Genomic DNA, 26,411 nt, shown 5'->3' on the forward strand with positions numbered 1-26,411 from the left:
CGCGGATGCGTCAAGCGTCGTTTTCAGGAAAATGTCATCAGTCTGCAAAGGCGGCGTCTTCAACGTGAAGTTCGGCTGCGGGGCGGGTGCCCCAATCGTCGATCTTGGCGCGGCCCGCGAGCCAGAACTGCCTGCCGCGCGATTGGTGGAGCAGGACCTGGCCCAGTTCGGTCTGTGCAGCGCGGAAGGCGATCGCCTTGAACGAGCGGCCATCGCCGCCGCTGGCGATCATGCGGACATGGTCGGTGCCGACGAGATCGCATTTGACGAGGCGCACCGGCCCGACCGCGATGCGCGGCCCCGGCCAGCCCACGCCGAAGGGACCGGCCCCTTCCAACGTCTCGATCAGCGACGGCGTCAGACCGCCGGCGGTGAGCGAGAGATCGAGCAACAGCGCCTGCGCCGCGCGCGCTTCGGCCACGTCACGCGCCAATCGTTCGTCGAGCCAGTCGGCGAGGCGGGGCAGGGCGGCCGGGTCGATCGTCAATCCGCAGGCCATGGCGTGGCCGCCGCCTGCAACCAGCATTCCTGCCTCGCGCGCGGCGATGATCGCGGCGCCCAGGTCCACGCCCGAGATCGAGCGGCCCGAACCCTTGCCTTGGCCCGCCTCGTCCGCGCCGAGCGCGATGACCAGCGTGGGCTTGCCGGTCTTTTCCTTGATCCGCCCCGCGACGATGCCGATCACGCCGGGGTGCCAGCCTTCGCCCGAGACGACGATCACCGCGCGGTTGTGCTGAGCATCGACCTGCGCTTCGGCGGCTTCCTGCACGGCCTGTTCGATGGCGCGGCGCTCGTCGTTGAGTTCGGAAAGCCGGGCCGAGATGGTGCGCGCCTCGTCCGGGTCCTCGGTCGTCAGCAGGCGCACGCCCAGCGACGAATCGCCCACGCGCCCCGCCGCGTTGATGCGCGGCCCGAGTGCGAAGCCCAGATCGCTGCACGTTGGCGCGCGGTTGAGGCGGCTGGCGTCGATCAGCGCGGAAAGGCCGACGTTCTCGCGCCGGGCCATGACTTTCAGCCCCTGCGCCACGAGCGCGCGGTTGAGGCCTTTCAGTTGCGCCACGTCGGCTACGGTGCCGAGTGCGACGAGATCGAGCAGGCGCATGAGGTCGGGCGCGGGGCGGCGGTCGAACCAGCCGCGTCCGCGCAAGGTGCGCACCGTCGCCACCGCGAGCAGGAAGGCAACGCCCACTGCGGCGAGGTGCCCGTGCGCGGCGGCCTCGTCGGCTTCGTCGAGCCGGTTGGGGTTGACCAGCGCGGCGGCTATGGGAAGTTCGGGCGCGCACTTGTGATGATCGACCACGATCACGTCCACGCCCTCGGCATGGGCAGCTGCCAGCGCTTCGTGGGCCATGGCGCCGCAATCGACGGTGACGATCAGGCGAGAGCCTTCGCGCGCCAGCCGCACCAGCGCCTCGCCCGAGGGGCCGTAGCCTTCGAGCAGTCGGTCGGGGATATAGGCGCGCGCGGGCAGGCCAAGCTCGCCCAGCAGCCGGATCAAGAGCGCCGCGCTGGTGGCGCCGTCGACGTCGTAGTCGCCATAGACGGTGACGGCTTCCTGTCGCTCGACCGCGTCGGCGAGGCGGCGGGCGGCAGCGTCCATGTCGCGGAAGATCGACGGGTCCGGCAGGAAATCGCGCAAGGTGGGACGGCGGTGGCGCTCCAGGTCGTCGCGGTCCACGCCGCGCGACAGCAGAAGCTTGTCGACCAGATCGTCCGATAGGCGGGCATCGCCGCCAAGGTCCATGTTGCCGCCCCGCCAGCGCCAGGCGAGGCCGGAGAGGGATCGAGTGATCGCAGTGACGGGTATCATGTGAGCGCTGCGCTAGACCATTCGGGGCCGCGATTAAAGCGCGCCCTTTGCGCAAGGTCACAGCGAGTTGACACAGGGGACGGTCATATGGTCGCATCTGCCGGGGCAAACCCGCCCGCGCGCGGCGAGTCTCGTTCTCAACGGAGGATGCTATGAGCAGGAATCGGCGTGAACGACGCGTGTTGCAGCCCTTCTGGATCGGCGCAGCAGCGGCGATGGGCGTGATCGCGGTGGGCGGCGCAGTCGTCGCGCAGAAGACCACGGGGCCTGTGGCCCGCTATGAAATGCGCGCGGGCACCACATCGGGCATGGGCGCGATGGGAGCAGGCGGGCGCGGCGGGATGCGCGGCGCGATGGGCATGGCCTTCGGCGGTGGCAATTCGGCCAACCACGAGTTGTGGCTCGACCTTGGCTCAAGTCGTGCGGCCAGCGAAGGCACGCCGCGCGCGGACCATTTCATGCCGGCGGGGGCCAAGCTCGGCCCATCGGTGGCGCTCAAGACGCCGCAGATCGTGTCCAGGCCGGAACAGCCGGGCGAGCGCGATTTCCAGCGGCCCAAGGGCCGGATGCTGATCTTCTGGGGCTGCGGCGAGCACGCGCCGGCCGGGCAGCCGATCGTGATCGACTTCGCCCGGATCGCCGCAGGGCAGATGCCCCCGGGCCTGTGGTCCACCAGCGTGCCGATGGACCGCTATGTCAGTCCGGCGAATAGCCGCACCTATGGGCACTGGCCGTCCGACGATGGCAAGTTCGTGAAGCCGGACAGTTCGCTGATCGGCGCGCACCGCGTGGCAGGCAATTATTCGCCGAGCATGAGCTTCACCCTGACGCGGGACTTCATGGGGGCGCTGCGCGCGGGATCGACGGCGAATCCCAGCGGATCGGTGCTGCTGCGCTGGAATGCCCTGCCCGACGCGACCGGCTATCACGCCTCGCTGATCGGCGGGAAGCAGGGCAAGACCGGTGGCGGCGAGATGACCGACGTGGTGTGGTGGTCGTCGAGCGCCACGCGCGAGTTCGGCGGCGGGCTGGCCGACTGGCTCTCCCCTGCGACGGTGGCGCGGCTGGTGGCGAACCGCACGGTGCTTTCGCCGCAGACCACCACCTGCACGGTGCCGGTCGAAGTGAAGCAGGCGGCGCCCGACTTCCTGATGACTTCGCTCTATGCCTATGGGCCTGAGGAAAGCTTTGCCTATCCCCCCAAGCCGGCGGACCCCAAGGCGGTGTGGAACATCGAATGGTCGGCGCGTATCCGCCATCGTTCGATGACCGCGTTCCTGGCGGGGATGCCGGGAATGGAGGACATGGGCGCGGCGGATGAGGGCGGCCAGCGCAAGCCGCAGTGCAAGCCGAAGAAGAAGGGCGGCTTCGGCGGGCTGCTGGGCGGCGCGTTGGGCGGGGCGCTGGGCGTGCCATCGGGCGACGACGGCTGCTGACCGGCAACGCGCCCGGATTGTTGATCGTGTGGCACAGCCGCACGGGTGCCGCCGCGCAACTCGCGCGCGCGGTGCACGACGGAGCGGGCGGCGCGGTCGGCGCGCGCCTGCTCCGCGCAGAGGATGCGGCGCCGGAGGATCTTCTGGCCGCGCGCGTCACGGTCTTTGCCTGCCCCGAAAACCTGGGCGCGCTGTCGGGCGCGATGAAGGAGTTCTTCGATCGCAGTTATTACCCGGTGCTGGGGCGGATCGAGGGGCGCGGCTATGCCACTGTCATCGCGGCCGGATCGGCGGGGCAGGGCGCCGAAGCGCAGATCGACCGGATCGTGACCGGGTGGCGGCTGCGCCGTGTGCAGGAGGGGATGATCGTCAACCTGGGCGCGCAGACGCCCGAGGCGATTCTGGCGCCCAAGCAGGTGGACGAGACGGCGTTGCAGAAATGTCGCGATTTGGGACAAGCGTTGGCGGCCGGTCTCGATATCGGCCTGTTCTGATGTAAAGTTCCCGGCCATGTGGCGGTCCGGATCGAATGCTTTCCCAGACGCGCGGGACTCGACGGCCGGCACCGTGTCGGCCAAGCATCCGGTGGAGGGCGAAGGAGCACACGTGGTCGGGATCGCAAGCACGGCGCAGAGCAGGAGCGTAGCCGCGCTGCTGTTCGATTCCGGCAAGCGCCCCGATGCAGAGGCGCTGGCTGCACTGGCCGCGCGCAGCGGCGCCTTTACCGTGACGCACCGGTCCGAAGCGGAGCCGGGCTGGCTGGAACTGCTGCGCGGCGGACTGACTTTCGACGTGACCGGCCTCGCGCCGGAAACGGCATTGCGGCTGGGCCCGGCGGCGGCGCACCCCGTGGGCCTGCCGCGCAGCCTCGATCTCACCACGCTGGAGGCGATTTATCTCGCGCCCGGGCCGCATCTGGCTGGCGCCGAACATCTTCTTCCCGTGATCCGCGTCGCGGTCGCACAAATCGCCGATATGGCGCAAATGCCGGGGATTGTCGGCGTTTCATGGCTTCCGGCCAGAACGGTCGTTTCGCCAGGATGGTTCGTGCAGGCCATCTCCGCGTGGCTTGATGGCGGGCCGTTCCCGGCGCTGGCGCTTGCCGCGCTGGCGAGAACTTCCTCCAAAATGACCAGCGAAGGGCTGGCGTTTCTGATTGGTCAAGAATTCACGCTCTACGCATCGGACGGGATGTTGCAGGAGAGGGACGCGCGCGTGGCGGTACGCCTGGTCGATTGGCTGGTGGCCCATGGCAAGGTCGAAGGACCACGCGAAGTCGTGCTTTCCGGCGTCGGCCCGGTCTGGCTGGAGCCTGACCGGGAGGGCCTGGTTCACGCCCGGTGCGTGTAAGCGCGCAGGCGTGACGGCGGGCGCTCGCACCGCGCTGCCTTTCAGGGCGGTCAACGTTTTCGGCGCGCGCGGATATGTCGCGGGATTGCAGCGCCACCATGTCCTGCCGCGCCAGCTGCTGGGCCATGGCGGGCTGAAACGGATGTTCGCCGCGCTCGACGGCGAGACGCTGGGCTTTCACGATTTCCGCCGCAATGGCCTGCTGCTGCCCGCCTGCGAGCGCCAGGCGGAGCGCGCGGGCCTGCCGCTTCATCGCGGGCCGCACCGGCGTTACAGCGAACTGGTGCTGGAGCGCGCGGGGCAGATCGAGGCGGGCTGGCAGCGTGCGGGGCAGGTCGATCTCGACCGGGCGTGCCGCGAGGCGCTGATGCGCTTCGACCTGCTGCAGAAGGCGCTGCGCCGGCGCTTGCTCGATCCGCGCCGCTGGCAAGGGCCATCGCTGCATCGCCGCGATCCCAACCGCCGCGACCCCGCGCTCGATTTCAGCCATCTGGACCAGATGGCCGAGATGCTGTGGGCGGATACCGCGACCGAAGCCTGAGCTTCGGCCGCGCACCATCGGTTCAGCGCAGGAACGGGGCCGTGTTTTCCGCGAGCGCGGCGGCCGCTTCGCGATATTCGGCTTCGAACCGGGCGACGCGCGCCTCCACCGGCTCCACCGCGTGGATCGCGCCGATGCCTTGGCCCGAACCCCAGATGTCCTTCCAGGCCTTGGCTTCGGTATTGCCGCCCGAGCCGAAGTTCATCTGCGAGGGATCGCTGACCGGCAGGTTGTCCGGGTCCAGCCCGGCCGCGACGATCGATGGGCGCAGGTAGTTGCCGTGCACGCCGGTGAAGAGGTTCGAGTAGATGATATCGTCCGCACGGCCTTCGACGATGGCGTTCTTGTAACCTTCCTGCGCGCGGGCCTCTTCGGTCGCGATCCATGCGGAACCGATATAGGCGAAGTCCGCGCCCAATGCCTGTGCGGCGAGGATCGAGCGGCCATGCGCGATGGCGCCCGACAGCGCGACCGGGCCGTCGAACCAGCTGCGGATTTCCTGCATCAGCGCGAAGGGCGAAAGCGTGCCGGCATGGCCACCCGCGCCCGAGGCAACCGGGATCAGCCCGTCCGCGCCCTTGTCGATGGCCTTGTGCGCGAAACGGTCGTCGATCACATCGTGCATCACGATCGCGCCCCAGCGATGGGCCGCGTTGTAAACGTCCTCGCGCGCGCCGAGCGAGGTGATCAGCATCGGCACCTGCCACTTTTCGCAGAGCGCCATGTCCTCATCGAGCCGGTTGTTGGTCTTGTGGACGATCTGGTTGACCGCGAAAGGCGCGGCCGGGCGGTCCGGATTGGCGCGGTTGTGCGCGGCCAGTTCCTCGGTGATCTGGTGCAGCCATTCGTCAAGCTGGCTGACCGGTCGTGCGTTGAGCGAGGGAAAGCTGCCGACGACGCCCGCCTTGCACTGGGCGATGACCATTTCCGGCCCGGAAATGATGAACAGCGGGGAGGCGATGACCGGCAGGCGGAGCTTGGAGAACAGCGGCGGCAGCGACATCGGATTTCTCTCCCATCAAGCCCTTTAACCGGGCGATTAAGAAGAGCTACCAAGCCGCGCCGCCGCTGTCAAAGACCCAGCGTTGGCGGATTCCCGTAAGGGCAGGCGTCAGCCCGCGTCGAGCAGGTGTTCCACGCCATAGACCTTGGCTGCAGTGCCGGCGAAGAGCGCCCGCTTTTCGCCGGCGGAGGCGCCCGCCGACAGCCGCTTGAACGCGTTCCACAGCGTGCGGTAGTCCGCGCCCCAGCGATCGACCGGGAAGTTGCTTTCGAACATCGCGCGCTGCGGGCCGAAGGCGTCGATGCAGGTTTCGATATAGGGACGCCACATCGCCGCCAGCACTTCCGAGCCAAGGCCCGCCGCCGGGCCCTTGTCCGGCATCATGCAGAACGCCATGGCGAGGCCGCCGAGCTTGACCGACACGTTCGGGCATTCGGCCAGCGTGCGAATCTTGGCGCGCCAGATGTCGAAACGTTCGGGCAGCTTGCCCTTGTAGCTGGCGATGCCGAGCGGGGTGCCGCAGTGATCGAGCACGATGGTCTGGTCGGGGAAGGCGCGGGCAAGGTCGATCACGTCGTCGAGTTGGGGCTCGACCACCCAGGCGTCGAACGTCAGGCCCATGGGGGCAAGGTGCTTGAACCCGGCACGGAATGCATCGCTGTGGTAAAGCCCCTGCACGGCATGGAACGGAGGGCCGAGCACCTCCGGATCGGCATCCCACGCGTCTTGGTGGCGGATGCCCTTGAAGCGGCCCCCTGAACTGCCGCCGCCCGCGGCGACGAGCGCTTCGAGCACGCCCTTGGCGCCGTCGCCCAGCGTCATGTCGGCATGGCCGACGATGCCTGCGCAGGGGCGGTAGGCGCCGTAGAGGCCGCTGGCGCCCTGCGCCGCGACGCCGTTGACGTATTCGACTTCGCCGACCGGCTTCATCGCCTGTTCGGCGCCGCTGCGGTAGAACGCGCCGCATTCCATGAACACGGTGCCGATCACGTTGTGGCCGGACTGCGTATCCGCGAGCAGCTGGTCGAAGGTGTAGTAGGGCGCCAGAGTCAGCGCCTCGATGAAGGGGTGGCGCGGCTGGGGGAAGGAATCGACCAGCGGCCGCAGATCCCACAGATGGTGGTGCGGATCGATGATCGGCAGGTCAGGATCGAGAATCGCTTCAGGCATACCGGCTCCCATTTTCGTGCGCCTCTTGTGGGCAGGGGAGCGAGTATGGAGAATGCGGGCGCAGCCGCAAGGTCTAGTTTAATCGGGTAATTGACGTTCGATCGGGACGTTGACGGGGCGGCCATCGGGCCGCCCCGCAATATCGTCAGGCGGCGTTGGCGGCCGAAAGGATGGCGCGGACGCTGGCCGTGGCCACGTCCTCGTCGATGCCCACGCCCCAGATCGCGCGGCCATCGGGCAGCACGCACTCGACATAGGCGGCCGCACGCGCATCGCTGCCGCCGGACATGGCGTGCTCGGAATAGTCGCGCACGTCGATATCGATGCCGAAGCCGTCGCGCAGCGTGGCGACGACCGACGAGATCAGGCCGTTGCCGCGCCCGCTGACCGACTGGACCTTGCCATCGACCTCGATCTTGCCGGCGAACACGCGCGTGCCATCGGCCGCGCGGCTTTCCTCGTAGTCGACCAGCTGGAAGTGCTGCGGCACGTCAAGCCGGTAGACCTTGCGGAACACGCCCCAGATGTCGCCCGCCTGCAGTTCGCGCCCGAGTTCGTCGGCCAGTTCCTGTACGTGGCGGCTGAAGTGCGCCTGCATTTTCTTGGGCAGCTTGAGGCCCTGATCCTGTTCGAGCACCCAGGCGAAGCCGCCCTTGCCCGACTGCGAGTTGACGCGGATGACCGCTTCGTAGCTGCGGCCGAGGTCGGCCGGGTCGATCGGCAGGTAGGGCACCGACCACAGGTCGTCGTTGCGCTTTTCCTGCGCGGCGAAGCCCTTCTTGATCGCGTCCTGGTGGCTGCCCGAGAATGCCGTGAACACCAGTTCGCCGCCATAGGGATGGCGCGGGTGGACCGGCAGCTGGTTGCAGTATTCGACCGTGCGGATGACCTCGTCGATGTCCGAGAAGTCCAGCTCCGGATCGACGCCCTGCGTGTAGAGGTTGAGCGCGACGGTGACGAGGCAGCAGTTGCCGGTGCGCTCGCCATTGCCGAACAGGCAGCCCTCGACGCGGTCGGCGCCGGCCATCAGGCCGAGTTCCGCCGCCGCGACGCCGGTGCCGCGATCGTTGTGCGTGTGCAGGCTGATCACCGCGCGGTCGCGGTTTGGCAGGTTGCGGCAGAAATACTCGATCTGGTCGGCATAGATGTTAGGCGTCGCCGCCTCGACCGTGGCCGGCAGGTTGAGGATGATCGGCTTGTCGGTCGTCGGCTGCAGGATTTCCATCACCGCTTCGCAGCATTCGATGCTGAAATCGACTTCGGCAGTGGAGAAGGTCTCCGGGCTATATTCGAAGTGCCAGTCGGTCTGCGGGAAGCGCGCGGCCTGATCGCGCAGGAACGTGGCGCCGGCGCGCGCGATTTCCTTGATCTCGGCCTTGTCCATGCCGAACACCACCTGCCGCCACAGCGGCGACACGGCGTTGTAGACGTGGACGATCGCCTGCTTCGCGCCGGCAAGGCTTTCGAAGCTGGTCTTGATCAGGTCTTCGCGCGACTGGGTGAGAACCTGCACGAACACGTCGTCGGGAATGCGGCCCTGATCGACCAGTCCGCGGATGAAATCGTACTCGGTCGCGCCCGCGCTGGGGAAGCCGACTTCGATTTCCTTCACGCCGACCTTGAGCAGCAGGTCGAAGAAGCGGGACTTCTTGTCGGCATCCATCGGATCGATCAGCGACTGGTTGCCGTCGCGCATGTCGGTCGAAAGCCAGCGGGGGGCCTTGTCGATCACGCGGCTGGGCCACTGGCGGTCGGTCAGCGGGACCTGCGGAAACGGGCGATACTTGACCGAAGGGTTCTTGAGCATGGTCATGGAATGGCTACTCGAAGCTGGAAGGTTTGCGTCTGTGAAGGTCCGTATCCCCTGGGCGCCGTGCGCGCCGTAGGACCGACGCGTCAGCTCACGCCCAAGGGCGGATAAGTCGCAGGGTAAGGTCCAGCCGGGTGCTCATGCGCGAAACCTATGGTGAAAAGCGCCGGGCTTGTCCACAATGTTCTGCGTCAAAAAATGGGAAGGGAATGAGGATGTCCGCCGCGATAGAACCGTTCGTCGTGCAAGTTCCGCAAACCGAGATCGACGATCTCAACCGCCGGCTCGACCTTGCGCGCTGGCCGGAAAAGGAGACCGTGGACGACTGGTCGCAGGGCACGCCGCTCGCCGCGCTCAGGGATCTCGTTTCCTATTGGCGCGATCGCTACGATTGGCGCGCCTGCGAAAGCTGGCTCAACCGGCTGGGAATGCATTCGACCACCATCGATGGCGTCGACATCCGTTTTCTGCATGTCCGTTCGCCGCACGAAGGCGCCACGCCGCTGCTGCTGACGCATGGCTGGCCCGGCTCGATCCTGGAATTCCGGGGTGTGATCGCGCCGCTGACCCAGCCCGAAAGCGGGCGCGCGGAGGATGCCTTTCATCTGGTGATCCCGTGCCTTCCGGGCTTCGGCTTTTCGGGAAAGCCGGCCGTCACCGGCTGGGGCATCGAGAAGATCGCGCGCGCCTGGGGCGAACTGATGGAGCGGCTGGGCTATGCCCGCTGGTTCGCGCAAGGGGGCGACTGGGGCGCGGGGGTGACGACGCAGATCGCGGTGCAGAAGATCGCCGGCTGCGCGGGCATCCACCTCAATATGCCGACATCGCGCCCGCTGCCCGAGGACATGGCCAGCCCCGAAGCCGATGAACAGCGCGTGCTGGGCGCGCTCCAGCATTATCAGGATTGGGATTCGGGATATTCCAAGCAGCAGGCCACGCGGCCGCAGACCATCGGGTATGCGCTGGTCGATTCGCCGGTGGGGCTGGCCGGCTGGATTTATGAGAAGATGTGGGCGTGGACCGACAATGCGGGGCATGCCGAGGATGCGCTGCCGCGCGATGCGATCCTCGACAACATCATGCTCTACTGGCTGCCCGGCACGGGAGCCTCATCGGCGCGGCTTTACTGGGAGAGCTTCAACAGCTTCGTGCCGCACGATATCGAAATCCCGGTGGCAGCCAGCGCTTTCCCGAAGGAAATCATCCCCACGCCGCGCAAGTGGTTCGAGCGCCATTGCCGCAATCTGGTCCACTGGGGAACGCTGGACAAGGGCGGGCACTTCGCCGCGTGGGAGCAACCGGAAGCCTTCGTGCGCGAGCTGCGCACGGCATTCGCGTTGATGCGCTGAGGGCGGCTCCAGGCTGTTCGTCACCCCCGCGCGGGCAGGGGTGACGAACGCTGGCGCGGCGCTAGGCGATCAGCCCTTCTTGACGAAGGCGATCGTGATCGACAGCGGCACTTCGTCACCCACCAGCGGGATGAAACCGCCAACGCCGAATTCGCTGCGCTTGATCGTCGTTTCGCCGTGGAAGCCGACGGCGGGCACCTTGGCCATCATGTCGGTGCCGGCGCCGACGAAGCTGGCTTCGAGCGAGACCGGCTTCGTTACGCCGTTGAGCGTGAGCGTGCCATCGACGGTCGCGCTGGTGCCATCGGCGTGCGGGGTGACCTTGGTCGATGTGAAAGTGGCATCGGCGGGGGCGGGGCCGAAGAAATCGGGCTTGCCGCCGGCTTGCGCGGGCGCGCGCAGCAGGTGATCGGTGAGCGCCGGGTTGGCGGTGATGACCTTGGACACCGGGATCGTCGCGGTCACCTTGGCGTCGGCAGGCTTCGCCGGATCGAGCACCAGCGTGCCGCTGACATTGCCGAACAGGCCGAAATAGTCGTTGAAGCCCATGTGGTTGACCCGCCAGGCGACGAGCGAATGGTTGGCGTCCGCGGCATAGGTGCCGGCAACGACGCGCGACTTGTCCATCTTGCCCGGTGCCTCGGTCGGCATCTGTGCCAGCATCGGCGAGGCGCAGGCGGCGGCCAGCGCGAAGGGCAGGGCGGTCTTGAGCAGGCGCTTGGGTGTGGACACGGCGGTTCTCCCTGGGATCATGCAGCCCCGCGCGGTCGCGGGATGGCAGCAATGCATGAAATCACGGGAGGCGGGACATTGCCAGCCCTGACCGACCAATGTCGCGCCGCCGTCAACCGCAGCGCAGCGCAGCCACCCGGCCGGAATCGTCAAGAATGACGTTGAGGCGATCGGCCACAACATCGCTCGTTATGGCGTTGCCGGGACGAATCCACCGGATCTGCTCGTGGCCGGCCAGTTGCCGGACCCGGTTGTGCAGGGCAGGGGAATATTCGTGCCGGATCAGCGCGGCAGTGCGGACCGCGCCGCACAGGTCGTCCGGCGAAGGCACGCCCGATCCGCTGGCGCTCGCCACGTCCAGCGACGCCGGCGATGGGGGCGGCTGGGCCGGATCGCCGGGCTTGTCGCACGCCCCGGCCAGAATGCACAAAAGGGCCGCACCGCGCGACAAGGCAGCATTTCGGACCATTTCAGCAACTGCCCCCTATCTTCTCCAAAATGGAGGTATCGGGGAAATGCTGAGCGGTCCACCGCCTTCGTCGAGCCAGTACGGCCCTTGGTGGATCGTTCGCCGGGGCGGCGGGAGCGGCCCCGGCGATGTCTCGATCAGTTCTTGCTCTTGTCGACCAGCGCGTTCGCGCCGATCCAGGGCATCATGGCGCGCAGCTTGGCGCCGGTTTCCTCGATCGGGTGACGGGCGGCGAGGCCGCGCGCAGCCTTCAGTTCCGGCTGGCCGGCGCGGTTGTCGAGCACGAAGGCCTTGACGAAGCGGCCCGACTGGATGTCGGCGAGAACGCGCTTCATTTCCTTCTTGGTCTCTTCGGTGATGATGCGCGGCCCGATCGTGATGTCGCCGTATTCGGCGGTGTTCGAGATCGAGTAGCGCATGTTGGCGATGCCGCCTTCATACATCAGGTCGACGATCAGCTTCAGCTCGTGGAGGCATTCGAAGTAGGCCATTTCCGGCGCGTAGCCGGCTTCGACCAGCGTTTCGAAACCTGCCTGGACGAGCGCGGTGGCGCCGCCGCAAAGCACGGCCTGCTCGCCGAACAGATCGGTTTCGCATTCCTCGCGGAAGTTGGTCTCGATGATGCCCGAACGGCCGCCGCCGACGCCCGAAGCGTAGGCGAGCGCGATGTCATGCGCGTTGCCGGTCGAATCCTGGTGGATCGCGACGAGGCAGGGCACGCCGCCGCCACGCTGGTATTCGCTGCGCACGGTGTGGCCCGGGCCCTTGGGGGCGATCATGATCACGTCGATGTCGGCGCGGGCTTCGATCAGGCCGAAGTGGATGTTCAGGCCGTGGGCGAAAGCGAGCGCGGCGCCGGGCTTGAGGTTGGCGTGAAGGTCCGCCGCGTAGATCGCCGCCTGGTGCTCGTCGGGCGCGAGGATCATGAGGATGTCGGCCCACTTGGCCGCTTCGGCGTTCGACAGCACCTTGAAGCCGGCGCCTTCGGCCTTCTTCGCGGTGGCCGAACCTTCGCGCAGCGCGATGGCGACGTCCTTGACGCCCGAATCGCGCAGGTTCTGCGCGTGGGCATGACCCTGCGAGCCATAGCCGAGGATCGCGATCTTCTTGTCGGTGATCAGGTTGAGATCACAATCGGCGTCGTAATAGACCTTCATTTCCACTCTTCCTTGCCTTGGTTCGTCATGCCGGACTTGATCCGGCATCCATCAGGCCGCCCGCGTGGAGCCATCCGGAGAAATGGACCCCGGAACAAGTCCGGGGTGACGACGGATTGAAATGACGTACTTGTATTCGAATGGGTGTGCCTCAGGCGGCCGAAGCCCCCCGGATCATGCCGACGATGCCGGTGCGGCCCACTTCGACGAGACCCAGCTCCTTCATCAGCCCGACGAAGCTGTCGATCTTGTCGGGCGAGCCGGTCAGCTCGAAAATGAAGCTCGACGTCGTGGTGTCGACCACCTTGGCGCGGAACACGTCGGCCAGGCGCAGCGCCTCGACCCGGTTCTCGCCCTTGCCCGAAACCTTGATCAGCGCCAGCTCGCGTTCGACATAGGGGCCGACTTCGGTGAGGTCGGTCACCTTGTGCACCGGCACCAGCCGTTCGAGCTGCGCGTGGATCTGGTCGATGATCGCCGGCGGGCCGTGCGTCACGATGGTGATCCGGCTGACATCGTGGCCATCGGTGATGTCGGCCACGGTCAGGCTGTCGATATTGTAGCCGCGCGCAGTGAACAGGCCGGCGATCTTGGCGAGAATGCCCGCTTCGTTGTCGACCATAATGGTCAGGACGTGGCGCTCCTGCGCCTCTTGCTTGATCTTCATCACGGTTGTCGTTCCTGAACGGCTTTTCTGTCAGACCCTGCCGGTCAGACCAGCGCCTTGGCCTCGTCGTCCATCGTGCCGGCAACTTCGTCGCCGTAGAGGATCATGTCGGTGTGCGCGGCCCCGCTGGGGATCATCGGGAAGCAATTGGCTTCCTTGGCGACGAGGCAATCCACGATCACCGGGCCGTCATGGTCGATCATCGCCTGGATGCCCGCGTCGAGCTGGCTTTCGTCCTCGATGCGGATGCCCTTCCAGCCATAGGCTTCGGCGAGCTTCACGAAATCGGGCAGGCTGTCCGAATAGGAGTTCGAATAGCGGCTTTCGTAGGTGAGCTGCTGCCACTGGCGCACCATGCCCATCCACTCGTTGTTGAGGATGAACACCTTGACCGGCAGGCGATACTGCGTGGCAGTGCCCAGTTCCTGGATGTTCATCTGGATCGAGGCATCGCCCGCGATATCGATGACCAGGCTGTCGGGATTGCCCAGCTGCGCGCCGATCGCGGCGGGCAGGCCATAGCCCATGGTGCCGAGGCCGCCAGAGGTCAGCCACTTGTTCGGCTTCATGAAGTGGAAGTACTGCGCCGCCCACATCTGATGCTGGCCGACCTCGGTGCTGATGACCGGATCCTTGTCCTTGGTCAGCGCATAAAGCCGCTCGATCGCGAACTGGGGCATGATCTCGCCCGCCTTGCGGCGCGGGTAGGCCAGGCTCTGGCGAGCCTTCCAGCCATCGACCCGGGCGTTCCACTCGGTGAGATCGGCCTTGGTGCGGCCGGTTTCGAGCCAGCCTTCGATGATCTGCGCCAGAACCTTCGCGCAGTCGCCGATCAGCGGCAGGTCGACCGGCACCGTCTTGTTGATCGAGGCGCGGTCGATATCGATGTGGATCTTCTTCGAGTTCGGCGCGAAGGCGTCGAGCCGTCCGGTCACCCGGTCGTCGAAGCGCGCGCCGACGCAGACGATCAGATCCGAGCGGTTCATCGCCATGTTCGACTCGTAGGTGCCGTGCATCCCCAGCATGCCCAGCCACGCCGGATCGTCCGCCGGGAAAGCCCCGAGGCCCATCAGCGTCGAGGTGACGGGCGCGCCGGTCAGCTTCTGCAGCTCGCGCAGCAGACGCGTTGCTTCCGGCCCGGAATTGATGACGCCGCCGCCGGTGTAGAGGATCGGCGCCTTCGCGGCGGCGATCATTTCCACCGCCTGCGCGATGTCGTCCGCCGGGGCTTCGACCTGCGGGTTGTAGCGGTTGCGCTGCTGCGGGGCGACCTGCGACCATGCCGCCTGCGCGATCTGCACGTCCTTGGGAATGTCGATCACGACCGGGCCGGGGCGGCCCTCGGTGGCGATGCGAAACGCCTCGTCGATGATCCCCGCCAGCTGCGACGGGTCCTTCACCAGATAGTTGTGCTTGGTGCAGTGGCGCGTGATGCCGATGGTATCGGCTTCCTGGAACGCATCCGAGCCGATCAGGGCAGTCGGAACCTGCCCGGTGATGACGACCATCGGGATCGAATCCATGAACGCGTCGGCAATGCCGGTGACGGCATTGGTCGCGCCCGGGCCCGAGGTCACCAGCACCACACCGGGCTTGCCGGTGGCACGGGCATAGCCTTCGGCGGCGTGGGCCGCGCCGGCTTCGTGGCGGACGAGGATGTGGCGGATGCGGTCATCGCCGAACAGCGCATCATAAATCGGCAGCACTGCACCGCCCGGATAGCCGAACACGAATTCGACTCCCTTGGCGACCAGGCTTTCGACCAGGATTTCGGCGCCGCTGCGCTCGGTTTTCACGAGGTGCTTCCCTTGCTTGTTCTGCCGCGCCCCATAGCGCCGGGGCGGGCATCGATAAACAAAATACCAGTCCGGCGCCGTGGAGTGCGCCGATCCCTGAAGTTCAAAACATTGCCTGGCGCAGGTGACTGCGCCGGCCTCCGGAGATCAAAACATTCGGCCCGGCGCAGTGGACTGCGCCGGGCCGTCTCTCCCTCTCGGGCACCCGGTCGGACAACCGGGCAGTTGACGGCTTGCTAAGTGATATAAAACGCTCTGTCAATCGGCTATGAGCGCAATAAACTTGCTGCATGAGCGGTGTCAATGGAATTTTCGTACACGATGCGCGGCCAATCGCCCGGATTCTGGTGCCTTAGCCAGGTGTATTGGCGTTTCGCATAGCGCCGAGTCGCCTGTTGGCCGGCGGAAATGGCGGCTTCGCGGGTCATCTCGCCCGCAAGAAAGGCGGCGATCTCGGGCACGCCGATGGCGCGCATCACCGGAAGATCGGGGTCCAGCCCGCGCGCGAGCAGCGCTTCGACTTCGCCCAGTGCACCCGCTTCCCACATCCGCTCGAAGCGCAAGTCGCAGCGGGCGTAGAGCCATGCGCGTTCGGGCAGGAGGATCAACGGGCGCAGCGCCACCGCGTCGCCGATCCCGCCGGTGCGCTCGGCCTGCCAGTGGGCAAGGGGGTGGCCGGTCGAGCGCACGACTTCAAGCGCTCGGGCCACGCGCGTCGCGTCCGCGGGGTTGAGCGCAGCGGCGCGCTCCGGGTCTTCCTGCCGAAGCGCGGCATAGGCTTCCGCCACGGGCAGCGCGCGCACCGCGCCGCGCACGTCAGGGTCTATCGACGGCACGGGGGCGATCCCGTCGAGCAGGGTGCGGATATAGAGCCCGGTCCCGCCGACCAGGATCGGCAGCGCGCCGGCGGCATGGGCGGAGGCGATCTCTGCCCTGGCGGCCGCCGCCCAATCCGCAGCCGAACAGGCCACCGCGCCGTCCCACGCGCCGAACAGGCGGTGCGGAATGCCCTGCATCTCTTCGTCCGAAGGGCGCGCACTGAGCACGCGCAGATCGGCATAGACCTGTGCGCTGTCGGCATTGATGACGACGGCCTCGCGGCCTGCCGCGCGCTCCATTTGCGCCACTGCCACTGCCAGATCGCTCTTGCCGCTCGCCGTCGGCCCTGCGATGAGCGCGAGCCTTGGCTTGGCCTCGCGTTCCGGGGTCCCATCTTCGAAGGAATTACAGGTGCTCATCGCGCGGCTGATAGCAGACCCGGATACGCTTGGTGACAATCTTGCGCTCGCCATGGAAATGATCGAGGCGCGCGGCTGGGAAGTGGCCGGGGCGGGGATGCTGGATACCACGCCGGACGTGCTGGAGCTGGAACTGCTCGAAGGCGATCCGGTGGAAGTGCGCCGCATTCTCGACCAGTGCTTCCCCGAAAGCGACCTTCTGCTTTCCGCGCAGCCGATCGAGGTGCCGCATCTGTTCGTGTCGGACATGGATTCGACCATGATCGGGCAGGAATGCATCGACGAACTGGCCGATTTCGCCGGTCTGAAGGACCGGATCGCCGCGATCACCGAGCGTGCGATGCAGGGCGAACTCGATTTCGAAAGCGCGCTGCGGGAGCGCGTCGGCCTGCTGAAGGACTTGTCCGAAGGCGCGATCCTCCAGTGCCTTGACGAGCGCATCCGCCCGATGCCGGGCGCGCGCACGCTGGTGGCGACGCTGAAGGCACGCGGTTGCCATACGGTGCTGGTCACGGGCGGTTTCCATTCCTTCGCCGATCCCGTGGCTGAAATGCTCGGCTTCGACCGCGTGGTGGGCAACCGGCTCGGCATTCACGAAGGCGCGCTCACCGGCGGGCTGGTGGGCGGCATCGTCGACAGCTCGGTCAAGAAGAAGGTCCTGATCGAGGAAAGCGAGCGGCTGGGCGAGGGCACCCGCAGCCTTGCCACCGGCGACGGCGCCAACGACATCCCGATGATCGAGGTGGCAAGCTTCGGTCTGGCCTATCGCGCCAAGCCCAAGGCCCGCGCCGCCGCCGATGGCTGGATCGATCGGGGTGACCTGACCGCGATTCTCGAGCTGTTCGGCATCCCGCGCGATGAGTGGGTTTTCGACTGACGACGCGGGGCGTTGACGCCGTATTTACACGCATGTAAATATTGTCCGATAAAAGTTCGGGAGAATCTGCGTGAACGCCCTTTCCGCCACCTTCCAGTCCGACCTGCCACTCTATGACGAGCGCCGCCCGGCGCTGAAGCTGCGCCCTGCCAAGGCGTGGCATCACTTTCGCGAGCTGTTGAAGAACAAGGAAAACACCGAGGAGGTGTTCCACATCTTCGAATCGCTGCCGTGGCGCAAGCTGAAGCCGACGGCGCTGGCGTTCCTGGGCAGCGATCGCGGCCAGCGGCTGCGCGCACGCGAATCGTGGCTGCCGGCGATTCTCGATGACCATGCCCGCCTGCGCGAGATGCCCGAAGGCTCGGTCGCTCACGCCTATTGCGATTTCATGGAGCGTGAAGGGCTGACCGCGCAGGGGCTGGTGGACGAGTTCGCCAAGTTCGCGGCGAACAAGCCCAAGTTCGAGGACCAGTTCCTCTGGTATCTCAACCGGATGCGTGACGTGCACGATCTGCTGCATGTGCTCACCGGCTATGGCCGCGATGCGCTGGGCGAAGCCTGCGTGCTGGCCTTCACCTACAGCCAGCAGCCCAGCCCGGCGCACCTGTTCATCGGCTACATGGCCGGGCTGAACATGAAGAAGCAGGTCAAGAGCGACGCGCCCGTGCTGAAGGCAGTGCGCGAGGGGCAGCGGCTGGGCAAGGCGTGTCCGCGCCTGTGTGAACAGTCGATCCTCGACCTGCTGCAGCTGCCGCTGGAAGAGGCGCGCCGGCGGCTGAACATCACGCGGCCGGTGCAGTATCACGCCGCGCACGAGACGTGGCGCGCGCTGGGCGTCGATCCCTATGACCTGCTGGGCAAGAGCGTCCAGCAGGCGGCCTGAAGATCAGGGCCTGATGGTCAAAGGGACGCGATCATCGCCTGCGCAGCGACGGGGTTGCGTTCCTTCGCGCCGGAAATGAACAGCACGTAAACGTCGCGGCCGCCGCGCGACCATGTGCGCGCCTGTTCCGCCCAGTCGGCAATCGCCGCCTGGTTGTAACCGGCCGCGTGCTCGGCCGCCGACTGCTGCAACCGCGCATAGGTGAAATCGGCCGTCTGCTCCTCGATGCGCGGAAACTCGGCGCTGTCGGCAAACACCACCGCCATGTTGCGCGCGCGGCACAGGTCGAGGAACGCCGCATCACGAAAGCTCTCGTCCCGCACTTCCAGCGCGTGGCGCAGCGGCAGGCCGCCTTGCGTATCGGGGATGAGGTCCAGAAATCGCGCGAAATCGTCGCGCTCGAAGCGCTTGCCGTCGCGGAACTGCCAAAGGATCGGACCGAGCTTGTCACCCAGTTCGGTGAAGCCCTGATCCAGGAACTTCGCGACGGAATCCGCGCCTTTGGCCAACACCTTGCGCACGGTGGCAAAGCGTGACGCCTTCAGGCTGAAGCGGAAGCCATCGGGCGTGGAAGCGGCCCAGTTGGCGAAGCTCTGCGGCTTCTGCCGGCCATAGTATGTCGCATTGATCTCGATGCAGGTCAGCTTGCTGGCCGCATATTCGAGTTCGCGCTTTTGCGGCAGGCCCTCGGGATAGAAGGCTCCGCCGCGCCAGGGTTCAAAGGTCCACCCGCCGATACCGACGCGGATGGACCCTTGTGTCACGCTTCCATCCACTCGCGGAAGAAGGCTTCGTTCGCTTCGCGCAAATCCGCGATGGCAACGTTGAAGCCGGGGCCGCTGACGGACTTGCCGCCGGTGGTGCCGATGCGGGTCATCGGAATGCCTGCCGCCTGGATCGTATCCGCAACCGCGCTGGTCACGATATAGCGGCCCTGATCCTCGCCGAAAGCGGTGAACTGGTCGCCGATTTCTTCCAGCTGGCAGCCGATGCCGCTGGCCAGCGCCATTTCGGCGAGCGCGACGAGCAGGCCGCCGTCGGAAACGTCGTGGACCGCGGTCACCTTGCCGTCCGCGATCAGCTCGCGCACGAATTCGCCGTGGCGGCGCTCGGCGGCGAGATCGACCGGCGGGGCTTCGCCATCTTCGCGGCCATGCAGTTCGCGCAGCCACAGCGACTGGCCGAGGTGGCCGTTGTTCTTGCCGATGACGAAGATCGCTTCGCCTTCGGCCTTGAACGGCACGGTCGCCATCTTTTCGTGGTCGAGCATCAGGCCGACGCCGCCGATCGCGGGGGTGGGCAGGATGGCCGAGCCGCCGCCGGTCGCCTTCGATTCGTTGTAGAGCGAGACGTTGCCGGACACGATCGGGTAGTCGAGCGCGCGGCAGGCATCGCCCATGCCGTTCAAGGCTTCCACGATCTGGGCCATGATTTCCGGACGCTGCGGGTTGGCGAAGTTGAGGCAGTTGGTGATGGCGAGCGGGGTGGCGCCCACCGCGCAGATGTTGCGGAAAGTCTCCGCCACGGCCTGCTTGCCGCCTTCGTAGGGGTCCGCGAAGCAATAGCGCGGGGTGCAGTCGGTGCTGATCGCCAGCGCCTTGTCGGAGCCGTGGATGCGCACGACGGCTGCATCGCCGCCCGACTTCTGCAGCGTGTCCGCGCCGACCTGGCTGTCGTATTGCTCGAAGATCCAGCGGCGGTTGGCAAGATCGGGGCAGCCGATCAGCTTGAGCAGGTCTGCGCCGAGGTCGCTGCTGGCGGGCACGGTGCCCAGCGGGGCGACCTTGGCCCAAGCCTTGTAGTCCGCCAGGCTGAGGTGCGGGCGGTCATAGAGCGGGGCGTCTTCGGCGAGCGGGCCAAGCGGGATGTCGCACACGGTTTCGCCCTGGAAGGTCAGCACCATGTGGCCGGTGTCGGTCACTTCGCCGATCACCGCGAAGTCCAACTCCCACTTCTTGAAGATCGCCTCGGCCATGGCTTCCTTGCCCGGCTTCAGCACCATGAGCATGCGCTCCTGGCTTTCCGAAAGCATCATCTCGTAGGGCGTCATGCCCTCTTCGCGGCAGGGCACCATGTCCATGTTGAGGATGATGCCGGCCTTGCCGTTGGTGGCCATTTCCACCGACGAGGAGGTCAGGCCCGCCGCGCCCATGTCCTGGATCGCGACGATGGCGTCGGTCGCCATCAGTTCGAGGCAAGCCTCGATCAGCAGCTTTTCGGTGAAGGGGTCGCCCACCTGCACGGTGGGCCGCTTGGCTTCCGAATCCTCGCCGAAATCGGCGCTGGCCATGGTCGCGCCGTGGATGCCGTCGCGGCCGGTCTTGGAACCGACATAGACGATCGGATTGCCGAGGCCGGTCGCCGCCGAATAGAAGATCTTGTCGGTGTCGGCCACGCCCACGGTCATCGCGTTGACAAGGATGTTGCCGTCATAGGCCTTGTGGAAGTTGGTTTCGCCGCCCACCGTCGGCACGCCGACGCAGTTGCCGTAGCCGCCGATGCCCGCGACCACGCCCTGCACCAGATGCTTCATCTTGGGATGATCGGGCCGGCCGAAGCGCAGCGCGTTCATGTTGGCGACCGGGCGTGCGCCCATCGTGAACACGTCGCGCAGGATGCCGCCCACGCCCGTTGCCGCGCCCTGGTAAGGCTCGATGTAGCTGGGGTGATTGTGGCTCTCCATCTTGAAGATGGCCGCCTGGCCATCGCCGATGTCGATCACGCCTGCGTTCTCGCCGGGGCCGCAGATCACCCAGGGCGCCTCGGTGGGCAGCTTCTTCAGGTGGATGCGGCTCGACTTGTACGAGCAGTGCTCCGACCACATGACCGAGAAAATGCCAAGTTCCACGAGGTTCGGCTCGCGGCCCAGCGCGTGGAGCACGCGGGCATATTCTTCCTCGGACAGCCCATGGGCGGCGACGACTTCGGCGGTGATCTGAGACATGCTCGCCCCTTAGCGCCAGCAAAAGGAAAGGGCTAGTCCGCGAGTATGTCCTCGCCCTCGTTCAGGAAGCGCGCGATGAGCCGGTCCGTCTCGGGGCTGTCGATCAGCGTCCCGGCGAATTCGCGCGCGGTCTGGCCAAGCACCGCGTCATGGTCGCACCCTGTCTCGATCATCCGGGCAAGCCGCCGCGTCGCGTCGATCCCGATTCGCGGACGTGCCGCGTATTCCTGCGCCAGTTCAATGCCGCGCGCGCGGGCGTCGGCCACCAGCTCGTCTATGATGCCGAGCCGGTGCGCCTCGGCCGGGGCGAACACCGCGCCGCGCATGACCGCTGCAGTCGCGCGCGCCGGACCGATCAGCCGCGACAGCAGGTATTGCCCGCCCACGCCGGGGATGATGCCGAGCCGCGTTTCTGGCAGGCCGATCGTGTAGTCGCCTTCTTGCGCCACGCGCATGTCGAAGCTCAGCGCAAATTCGCAACCGCCGCCCATGCACATGCCGTTGATCGCGGCCACGGTCGGGACCGGCGAATCAAGCATGGCCTTTATGAGATCGAGAACGGCGGAGCCTTGGTCGAAGTTTTCCGGGCCGATCCGGCCATTGGCGAGGGCAGCGGATATATTGGCAATCTCGCCTACATCGTAGTGGCGGATGAACACGCCTTCGAGACCGCCGGTGACGCAGATCGCGCCCACCGATTCGTCGGCCTGTGCAGCGCGGACGGTTTCCAGCAGGTCGGTTGCCATCTGCGCGTTCATGTAGCCGCGCGGCGGATTGGTCAGCGTGATTTCGAGGACGCGGCCATGGCGCCGGGTGGAGACGGGGGAAGGGCTGTCGGTCACGGCTTTTCTCCGGAAAGTGCGCTGCGGCCCACCCACTGGCAGAGCGCGGCGATGAGCAGGTAAGCGAAAATGGCGGTCAGCGAGGCGGATGGCCCCGCATCGGTGGTGCGCGGGCCGAACCAGTCGATGGCCTGCACCGCGAGCAGGGTCAGGGCCAGAACCGCGACGGGCAAGGTGCGCGGGCGGCGTCGGCGCACGTAGAGCGCCAGCGCGCCGAAGGTCAGCGCCAGCTCCACCGGCTTTTCGATCAGCGGCAGGTTCCACAGGCCCAGGCCCAGCATCGGCGGCGCGCCTGCCAGGGTAAGGTCGGGCCGGTGGACGAGAAGGTCGAGCAGCCAGTGCGAGAGCACGACCAGCGCGGCGATGCCCGCTGCGGCCGGGCGCCGCGTGACCAGCCACACCGGCACCGCGAGCAGCAGCGCGAAACCCGCGCCGCCCAGCAGGCTATGCGTCCACGGCGCGGAATCGAGCATCAGCCAGTTGCTGGCGGTCGCGCCCGGCACGAAGCGGAAATGTTCGATCCCCGCCATGGCGAAGGCGAAGAAGGCGATGTCGACGAACTGCGCGGCAATGGCCAGCACGCCCAGGCTTGGCGCCTTGCGCGATGCGCCGGCGGCAAATGCCGCGCTCCAGTGGCCGATGAACATCCCCGGTCCCCTTCCTCGTCCCCTGCCGACCGTCTGAAACAGCCTTGTCTTGTTGCACAAGCTTGACCCGCCGCCAGAGGCCGGTCAATGCTTGCCATGATGGGAACCCAACCTGAAATTGCAGCGCTTTCGTTCGAGGAGGCGCTGAAGGCGCTTGAGGACGTCGTGCGCCGGCTCGAAAGCGGCGAAGCGCCGCTCGACGAATCGATCGAACTCTATGCCCGCGGCGATGCGCTGCGCGCGCATTGCCAGTCGCGGCTGGATGCCGCCCAGGCCCGGATCGAGGCGATTGTCGCCGATCGTGATGGACGGCCGGTTGGCGTGAAACCGTTCGACGACGCAGCCGGTCCGGCGTGAGCACCATGGCCGAGCCGCTGCTCAAGCCCGCGCTGGTCCAGATCGCGCGGGAAATCGACGCCAGCTTCGATGCGCTCCTGCCGCTGAGCGGCGATGCGCGAGACCGGCTGGCTGAAGCCATGCGCTATGCCGCGATCGGGGGCGGCAAGCGGATGCGTCCGCTGCTGCTGGCAGCGACCGCCGGGATGTTCGGCGTCGACCGCACCTCCGCCATTCGTGCGGGCACCGCGATCGAAGCGATCCACGTCTATTCGCTGATCCACGATGACCTGCCGGCCATGGACGACGACGACCTGCGCCACGGCAAGCCGACGGTGCACAAGGCGTTCGACGAGGCCACCGCGGTTCTGGCCGGCGACGCGCTGCACGCCTTCGCGTTCGAGGTGCTGTCCGATCCGGCCATGAGCGGCGATCCCTTCGTGCGGATCGAACTCGTGCGTACGCTGGCGTGCGCCAGCGGCCTGCATGGCATGGCGGGTGGCCAGATGATGGACATTGCCGCCGAAAACGGCGGGTTCGATCTCCAGGCGGTGACCCGCTTGCAGCAGCTCAAGACCGGGGCGCTGCTGGCGGCGGCGGTGGAAATGGGCGCCATTCTTGGCCGTCTGCCCGCTGATGGGCGCACGCCGCTGCGCGGCTATGCGCGCGACATCGGCCTGGCCTTCCAGATCGCCGACGACCTGCTCGACGCAGAGGGCGACGAGGCATCGGCTGGCAAGGCCCTGCGCAAGGACGCGGCGGCCGGCAAGGAAACCTTCGTGTCGCTCCTCGGTCTGGAGCGCGCGCGCGAACAGGCGCGGCGGCTTGTCGATCAGGCGGTGCAGCACCTGTCCCACTTCGGCCAGGAAGCCGATCTGCTGCGCGAAGTCGCGCGGTTCATCATCGAAAGGGATCATTGAATGGGGGAGAGGATCGGGATTTATCCCGGCACGTTCGATCCGATCACCTTGGGCCACCTCGACATTATTCGTCGCGGCGCCAAGCTGGTCGACAAGCTGATCATCGGAGTCACGACCAATCCGTCGAAGAACCCGATGTTCACGCCCACCGAGCGGATGGACATGGTGACGCGCGAACTGGCGACGCAGGGCATCGAGAATGTCTCGGTGATCGGCTTCAACGCGCTGCTGATGAAGTTCGCTGAAAAGCAGGGCGCATCGGTGATCGTGCGCGGCCTGCGCGCCGTGGCCGACTTCGAATACGAATACCAGATGGCCGGTATGAACCAGCAACTGAACGACCGGATCGAGACGATCTTCCTGATGGCCGATGTCAGCCTCCAGCCGATCGCGTCCAAGCTGGTCAAGGAAATCGCGCTGTTTGGCGGCGACATTTCCGATTTCGTCACCCCCAGCGTGCGCGATGACGTTGTCGCGCGGGTCGATCAGCTGGGGCGGCTCGGCGAATATTGATGCAATCGGGGTCGCCGGGCATCGCCGGCGGCCATTCGTTCATTGCAGCGTCAGCGCGCGGGCCCTATCGGCAGGGGCTATTCGGTTGACGAAGTCCGTCTATCCACGTTCTTATCAGGGTGGCATTCGCATGGTTTCCCGCATCACCGGCTCGCTGGCGCTCGCCGTCGCGCTCATCGCCACCACCTCCGTCGCGGCATTTGCCCAGAAGGCTTCGCAAAAGGAAGAAGTGCGGCCGCTCGACGTCCAGCGCGTCGAATCGTCGCAGACGTTCCCCTATGCGGTCGATGCCAACCAGCAGAACGAGCGCGAGAATATCCTGCTGCTCGACCTGTCCAATGGTGGCCGCGTGGCCATCCGCCTGATGCCGCGCTGGGCGCCGCACCATGTCGAGCGGATCAAGGAACTTGCGCGTCAGGGCTTCTATGACGGTCAGATCTTCCACCGCGTGATCGACGGATTCATGGCCCAGACGGGTGATCCGACGGGCACCGGGCAGAGCGGTTCCAAGCTTCCCGATCTCGCCGCCGAATTCAACGATGCGCCGCACCTGCGCGGAACCGTCTCGATGGCGCGCACCGACGATCCGAACTCGGCCAATAGCCAGTTCTTCATCGTGTTCTATCCGCGCCTTGGCCTTGATCACAAGTATACCGCCTTCGGCCGCGTGATCGCAGGGATGGACACCGTGGACGCGATCCAGCGCGGCGAGCCGCCGGCGAACCCCACGAAGATCCTCCAGGCCTCTATCGCGGCGGACAACAAGCCACAGGTCCTGCCGGCGGCGCCCGTCGCGGCTCCGGCGATCACTTCGGATATGCTGCGCAATTCAAAGTCGAACTGACGGTCGTTCCGCGCTAGGGGCCTTGCCCCATGCGCGTTGACCTTTTCGATTTCGACCTTCCGCCCGAAAACATTGCCCTGCGTCCGGCGCGGCCGCGCGATTCCGCGCGCCTGCTGCGCGTGCCGGGCGAAGGTGCCTTCACCGATCACGTGGCGCGCGACCTGCCAGCGCTGCTGCGCAAGGGCGACGTGCTGGTGTTCAATGACACCAGGGTCATCCCGGCGCAGCTCGAAGGCCGGCGGGGAGAGGCGCGCATCGGCGCCACGTTGCACAAACGGCTCGATCTGCGGCGCTGGCAGGCCTTCGTCCGCAACGGCAAGCGCCTGCGCGAAGGCGATACGATCGAATTCGGCGCGGGCGTGACCGCGGCCGCAGAGGCGCGCTTCCCCGATGGCAGCTGGACGCTGCATTTCGCTGGTGATGAGCCGGTGGAAGTCCTGTTGGAACGCGCGGGTCGGATGCCGCTCCCGCCCTATATCGCGGGCAAGCGCGAGACCGACGAGCAGGACCGGCGCGACTACCAGACGATGTTCGCGCGCGAGGAGGGCGCGGTCGCCGCGCCCACCGCCGCGTTGCATTTCACGCCCGAACTGATGGCCGCGCTGGCCCAGGCCGGCATCGCGCACGAGACGCTGACGCTCCACGTCGGCGCAGGCACGTTCCTGCCGGTCAAGGCGGACGACACCAACGACCATGCCATGCACGCCGAATGGGGCCGCATCGATGCGGCCACCGCGGACCGGCTCAACGCCGTGCGTGCGGCAGGGGGGCGCGTGATCGCGGTGGGCACCACCAGCCTGCGCCTGCTGGAAAGCGCGGCAGGGGAAGACAAGCTGATCCGCCCGTTCGAGGGCGACACCGCGATCTTCATCACCCCCGGCTACACCTTCCGCGCCATCGACGGGCTGATGACCAACTTCCACCTGCCCAAGTCGACGCTGTTCATGCTGGTCAGCGCGCTGATGGGGCTGGAGCGGATGCAGGCGGCCTATGCGCACGCGATTGCGGAGGGCTACCGCTTCTACAGCTATGGCGACGCGAGCTTGCTGCTGCCATCGGGGTGACCCGGCGGGGCCA

At 66.7% G+C, this 26,411-nt stretch carries 26 protein-coding genes; 12 read left to right on the forward strand and 14 right to left on the reverse strand.

Annotation, left to right across the window (positions count from 1 at the left end):
• Nucleotides 1-37 precede the first annotated feature (37 nt).
• Nucleotides 38-1,810 (reverse strand): single-stranded-DNA-specific exonuclease RecJ, encoded by a 1,773-nt coding sequence (gene recJ, locus OLX02_RS02870; RefSeq protein ID WP_264420051.1) that lies wholly within the window; start codon nucleotides 1,808-1,810, stop codon nucleotides 38-40.
• Nucleotides 1,811-1,962: 152 nt separating this feature from the next.
• Here recJ and OLX02_RS02875 point away from each other — a divergent pair, with 152 nt between their 5' ends.
• The 4 genes from OLX02_RS02875 (at nucleotide 1,963) to OLX02_RS02890 (ending at nucleotide 5,137) form a co-directional block, all read left to right on the forward strand.
• Nucleotides 1,963-3,246, forward strand: coding sequence for a hypothetical protein (locus OLX02_RS02875; RefSeq protein WP_264420052.1), 1,284 nt, complete (start codon nucleotides 1,963-1,965; stop codon nucleotides 3,244-3,246).
• 17 nt (nucleotides 3,247-3,263) lie between these two features.
• On the forward strand, nucleotides 3,264-3,740 hold the full coding sequence (locus OLX02_RS02880) for a flavodoxin family protein (protein WP_264420053.1): 477 nt from the start codon (nucleotides 3,264-3,266) through the stop codon (nucleotides 3,738-3,740).
• 112 nt (nucleotides 3,741-3,852) lie between these two features.
• Nucleotides 3,853-4,596 carry a hypothetical protein gene (locus OLX02_RS02885; protein ID WP_264420054.1) on the forward strand — a complete coding sequence of 248 codons (744 nt, stop codon included), beginning with the start codon at nucleotides 3,853-3,855 and terminating at the stop codon, nucleotides 4,594-4,596.
• 10 nt (nucleotides 4,597-4,606) lie between these two features.
• Nucleotides 4,607-5,137 carry an AHH domain-containing protein gene (locus OLX02_RS02890; RefSeq protein WP_264420056.1) on the forward strand — a complete coding sequence of 177 codons (531 nt, stop codon included), beginning with the start codon at nucleotides 4,607-4,609 and terminating at the stop codon, nucleotides 5,135-5,137.
• 22 nt (nucleotides 5,138-5,159) lie between these two features.
• Here OLX02_RS02890 and OLX02_RS02895 read toward each other — a convergent pair whose 3' ends face one another.
• The 3 genes from OLX02_RS02895 to leuA form a co-directional block, all read right to left on the reverse strand.
• Nucleotides 5,160-6,140 (reverse strand): NAD(P)H-dependent flavin oxidoreductase, encoded by a 981-nt coding sequence (locus OLX02_RS02895; RefSeq protein ID WP_264420058.1) that lies wholly within the window; start codon nucleotides 6,138-6,140, stop codon nucleotides 5,160-5,162.
• 108 nt (nucleotides 6,141-6,248) lie between these two features.
• Nucleotides 6,249-7,310: an amidohydrolase family protein gene (locus tag OLX02_RS02900; protein WP_264420060.1), complete on the reverse strand. Its 1,062-nt coding sequence runs from the start codon at nucleotides 7,308-7,310 to the stop codon at nucleotides 6,249-6,251.
• A 145-nt stretch (nucleotides 7,311-7,455) separates the two neighbouring features.
• Entirely contained in the window at nucleotides 7,456-9,123 is a 1,668-nt protein-coding gene (gene leuA, locus OLX02_RS02905) for a 2-isopropylmalate synthase (RefSeq protein ID WP_264420061.1), read from the reverse strand.
• A 212-nt stretch (nucleotides 9,124-9,335) separates the two neighbouring features.
• Here leuA and OLX02_RS02910 point away from each other — a divergent pair, with 212 nt between their 5' ends.
• A complete protein-coding gene (locus OLX02_RS02910) occupies nucleotides 9,336-10,469 on the forward strand; it encodes an epoxide hydrolase family protein (protein WP_264420063.1) in 1,134 nt (377 codons plus the stop codon).
• Between the two features lie 69 nt (nucleotides 10,470-10,538).
• Here the strand turns inward: OLX02_RS02910 and OLX02_RS02915 are convergent, their stop codons facing one another.
• The 6 genes from OLX02_RS02915 to miaA form a co-directional block, all read right to left on the reverse strand.
• Nucleotides 10,539-11,201 (reverse strand): YceI family protein, encoded by a 663-nt coding sequence (locus OLX02_RS02915; protein WP_264420065.1) that lies wholly within the window; start codon nucleotides 11,199-11,201, stop codon nucleotides 10,539-10,541.
• A 112-nt stretch (nucleotides 11,202-11,313) separates the two neighbouring features.
• Nucleotides 11,314-11,670: an I78 family peptidase inhibitor gene (locus tag OLX02_RS02920; protein ID WP_264420067.1), complete on the reverse strand. Its 357-nt coding sequence runs from the start codon at nucleotides 11,668-11,670 to the stop codon at nucleotides 11,314-11,316.
• A gap of 137 nt (nucleotides 11,671-11,807) precedes the next feature.
• Nucleotides 11,808-12,827, reverse strand: a complete 1,020-nt coding sequence (ilvC, locus tag OLX02_RS02925) for a ketol-acid reductoisomerase (protein ID WP_264420069.1) — start codon at nucleotides 12,825-12,827, stop codon at nucleotides 11,808-11,810.
• Nucleotides 12,828-12,978: 151 nt separating this feature from the next.
• Nucleotides 12,979-13,494 (reverse strand): acetolactate synthase small subunit, encoded by a 516-nt coding sequence (gene ilvN, locus OLX02_RS02930; RefSeq protein ID WP_264420070.1) that lies wholly within the window; start codon nucleotides 13,492-13,494, stop codon nucleotides 12,979-12,981.
• A gap of 44 nt (nucleotides 13,495-13,538) precedes the next feature.
• Nucleotides 13,539-15,290: a biosynthetic-type acetolactate synthase large subunit gene (gene ilvB, locus OLX02_RS02935; protein ID WP_264420072.1), complete on the reverse strand. Its 1,752-nt coding sequence runs from the start codon at nucleotides 15,288-15,290 to the stop codon at nucleotides 13,539-13,541.
• 266 nt (nucleotides 15,291-15,556) lie between these two features.
• Nucleotides 15,557-16,528 (reverse strand): tRNA (adenosine(37)-N6)-dimethylallyltransferase MiaA, encoded by a 972-nt coding sequence (gene miaA, locus OLX02_RS02940; RefSeq protein ID WP_264420074.1) that lies wholly within the window; start codon nucleotides 16,526-16,528, stop codon nucleotides 15,557-15,559.
• Between miaA and serB the strand changes: the two genes are divergently transcribed.
• Nucleotides 16,521-17,405: a phosphoserine phosphatase SerB gene (gene serB / locus OLX02_RS02945; RefSeq protein WP_264420076.1), complete on the forward strand. Its 885-nt coding sequence runs from the start codon at nucleotides 16,521-16,523 to the stop codon at nucleotides 17,403-17,405. The two genes, miaA and serB, sit on opposite strands and share 8 nt — an antisense overlap.
• Before the next feature lie 70 nt (nucleotides 17,406-17,475).
• Nucleotides 17,476-18,288 (forward strand): Coq4 family protein, encoded by an 813-nt coding sequence (locus OLX02_RS02950; protein ID WP_264420077.1) that lies wholly within the window; start codon nucleotides 17,476-17,478, stop codon nucleotides 18,286-18,288.
• 17 nt (nucleotides 18,289-18,305) lie between these two features.
• Here OLX02_RS02950 and OLX02_RS02955 read toward each other — a convergent pair whose 3' ends face one another.
• Genes OLX02_RS02955 through OLX02_RS02970 form a run of 4 tightly spaced genes read right to left on the reverse strand, consistent with a single transcriptional unit; the run spans nucleotide 18,306 to nucleotide 22,721 of the window.
• Nucleotides 18,306-19,052 carry a DUF72 domain-containing protein gene (locus OLX02_RS02955; protein ID WP_264420078.1) on the reverse strand — a complete coding sequence of 249 codons (747 nt, stop codon included), beginning with the start codon at nucleotides 19,050-19,052 and terminating at the stop codon, nucleotides 18,306-18,308.
• The gene (gene purL, locus OLX02_RS02960) at nucleotides 19,049-21,232 is read right to left on the reverse strand and encodes a phosphoribosylformylglycinamidine synthase subunit PurL (RefSeq protein ID WP_264420080.1); all 2,184 of its coding nucleotides are present in this window, start codon (nucleotides 21,230-21,232) and stop codon (nucleotides 19,049-19,051) included. Before purL ends, OLX02_RS02955 begins: the two co-directional genes overlap by 4 nt.
• 32 nt (nucleotides 21,233-21,264) lie before the next feature.
• A complete protein-coding gene (locus OLX02_RS02965; protein WP_264420083.1) occupies nucleotides 21,265-22,074 on the reverse strand; it encodes an enoyl-CoA hydratase/isomerase family protein in 810 nt (269 codons plus the stop codon).
• Nucleotides 22,071-22,721 carry a hypothetical protein gene (locus OLX02_RS02970; protein WP_264420084.1) on the reverse strand — a complete coding sequence of 217 codons (651 nt, stop codon included), beginning with the start codon at nucleotides 22,719-22,721 and terminating at the stop codon, nucleotides 22,071-22,073. The genes OLX02_RS02965 and OLX02_RS02970 overlap by 4 nt, the downstream gene beginning before the upstream one ends.
• Nucleotides 22,722-22,820: 99 nt before the next feature.
• Between OLX02_RS02970 and OLX02_RS02975 the strand changes: the two genes are divergently transcribed.
• The 5 genes from OLX02_RS02975 (at nucleotide 22,821) to queA (ending at nucleotide 26,398) form a co-directional block, all read left to right on the forward strand.
• Entirely contained in the window at nucleotides 22,821-23,078 is a 258-nt protein-coding gene (locus OLX02_RS02975; protein ID WP_264420085.1) for an exodeoxyribonuclease VII small subunit, read from the forward strand.
• Between the two features lie 5 nt (nucleotides 23,079-23,083).
• Nucleotides 23,084-23,977, forward strand: a complete 894-nt coding sequence (locus tag OLX02_RS02980; RefSeq protein ID WP_264420322.1) for a polyprenyl synthetase family protein — start codon at nucleotides 23,084-23,086, stop codon at nucleotides 23,975-23,977.
• Nucleotides 23,978-24,490: a pantetheine-phosphate adenylyltransferase gene (gene coaD, locus OLX02_RS02985; RefSeq protein ID WP_264420087.1), complete on the forward strand. Its 513-nt coding sequence runs from the start codon at nucleotides 23,978-23,980 to the stop codon at nucleotides 24,488-24,490.
• Between the two features lie 130 nt (nucleotides 24,491-24,620).
• The gene (locus OLX02_RS02990; protein ID WP_264420089.1) at nucleotides 24,621-25,334 is read left to right on the forward strand and encodes a peptidylprolyl isomerase; all 714 of its coding nucleotides are present in this window, start codon (nucleotides 24,621-24,623) and stop codon (nucleotides 25,332-25,334) included.
• Between the two features lie 29 nt (nucleotides 25,335-25,363).
• The gene (gene queA / locus OLX02_RS02995) at nucleotides 25,364-26,398 is read left to right on the forward strand and encodes a tRNA preQ1(34) S-adenosylmethionine ribosyltransferase-isomerase QueA (protein WP_264420091.1); all 1,035 of its coding nucleotides are present in this window, start codon (nucleotides 25,364-25,366) and stop codon (nucleotides 26,396-26,398) included.
• Nucleotides 26,399-26,411 lie beyond the last annotated feature (13 nt).

Source organism: Novosphingobium sp. KCTC 2891 (genome assembly GCF_025938155.1).
Lineage (GTDB): Bacteria > Pseudomonadota > Alphaproteobacteria > Sphingomonadales > Sphingomonadaceae > Novosphingobium.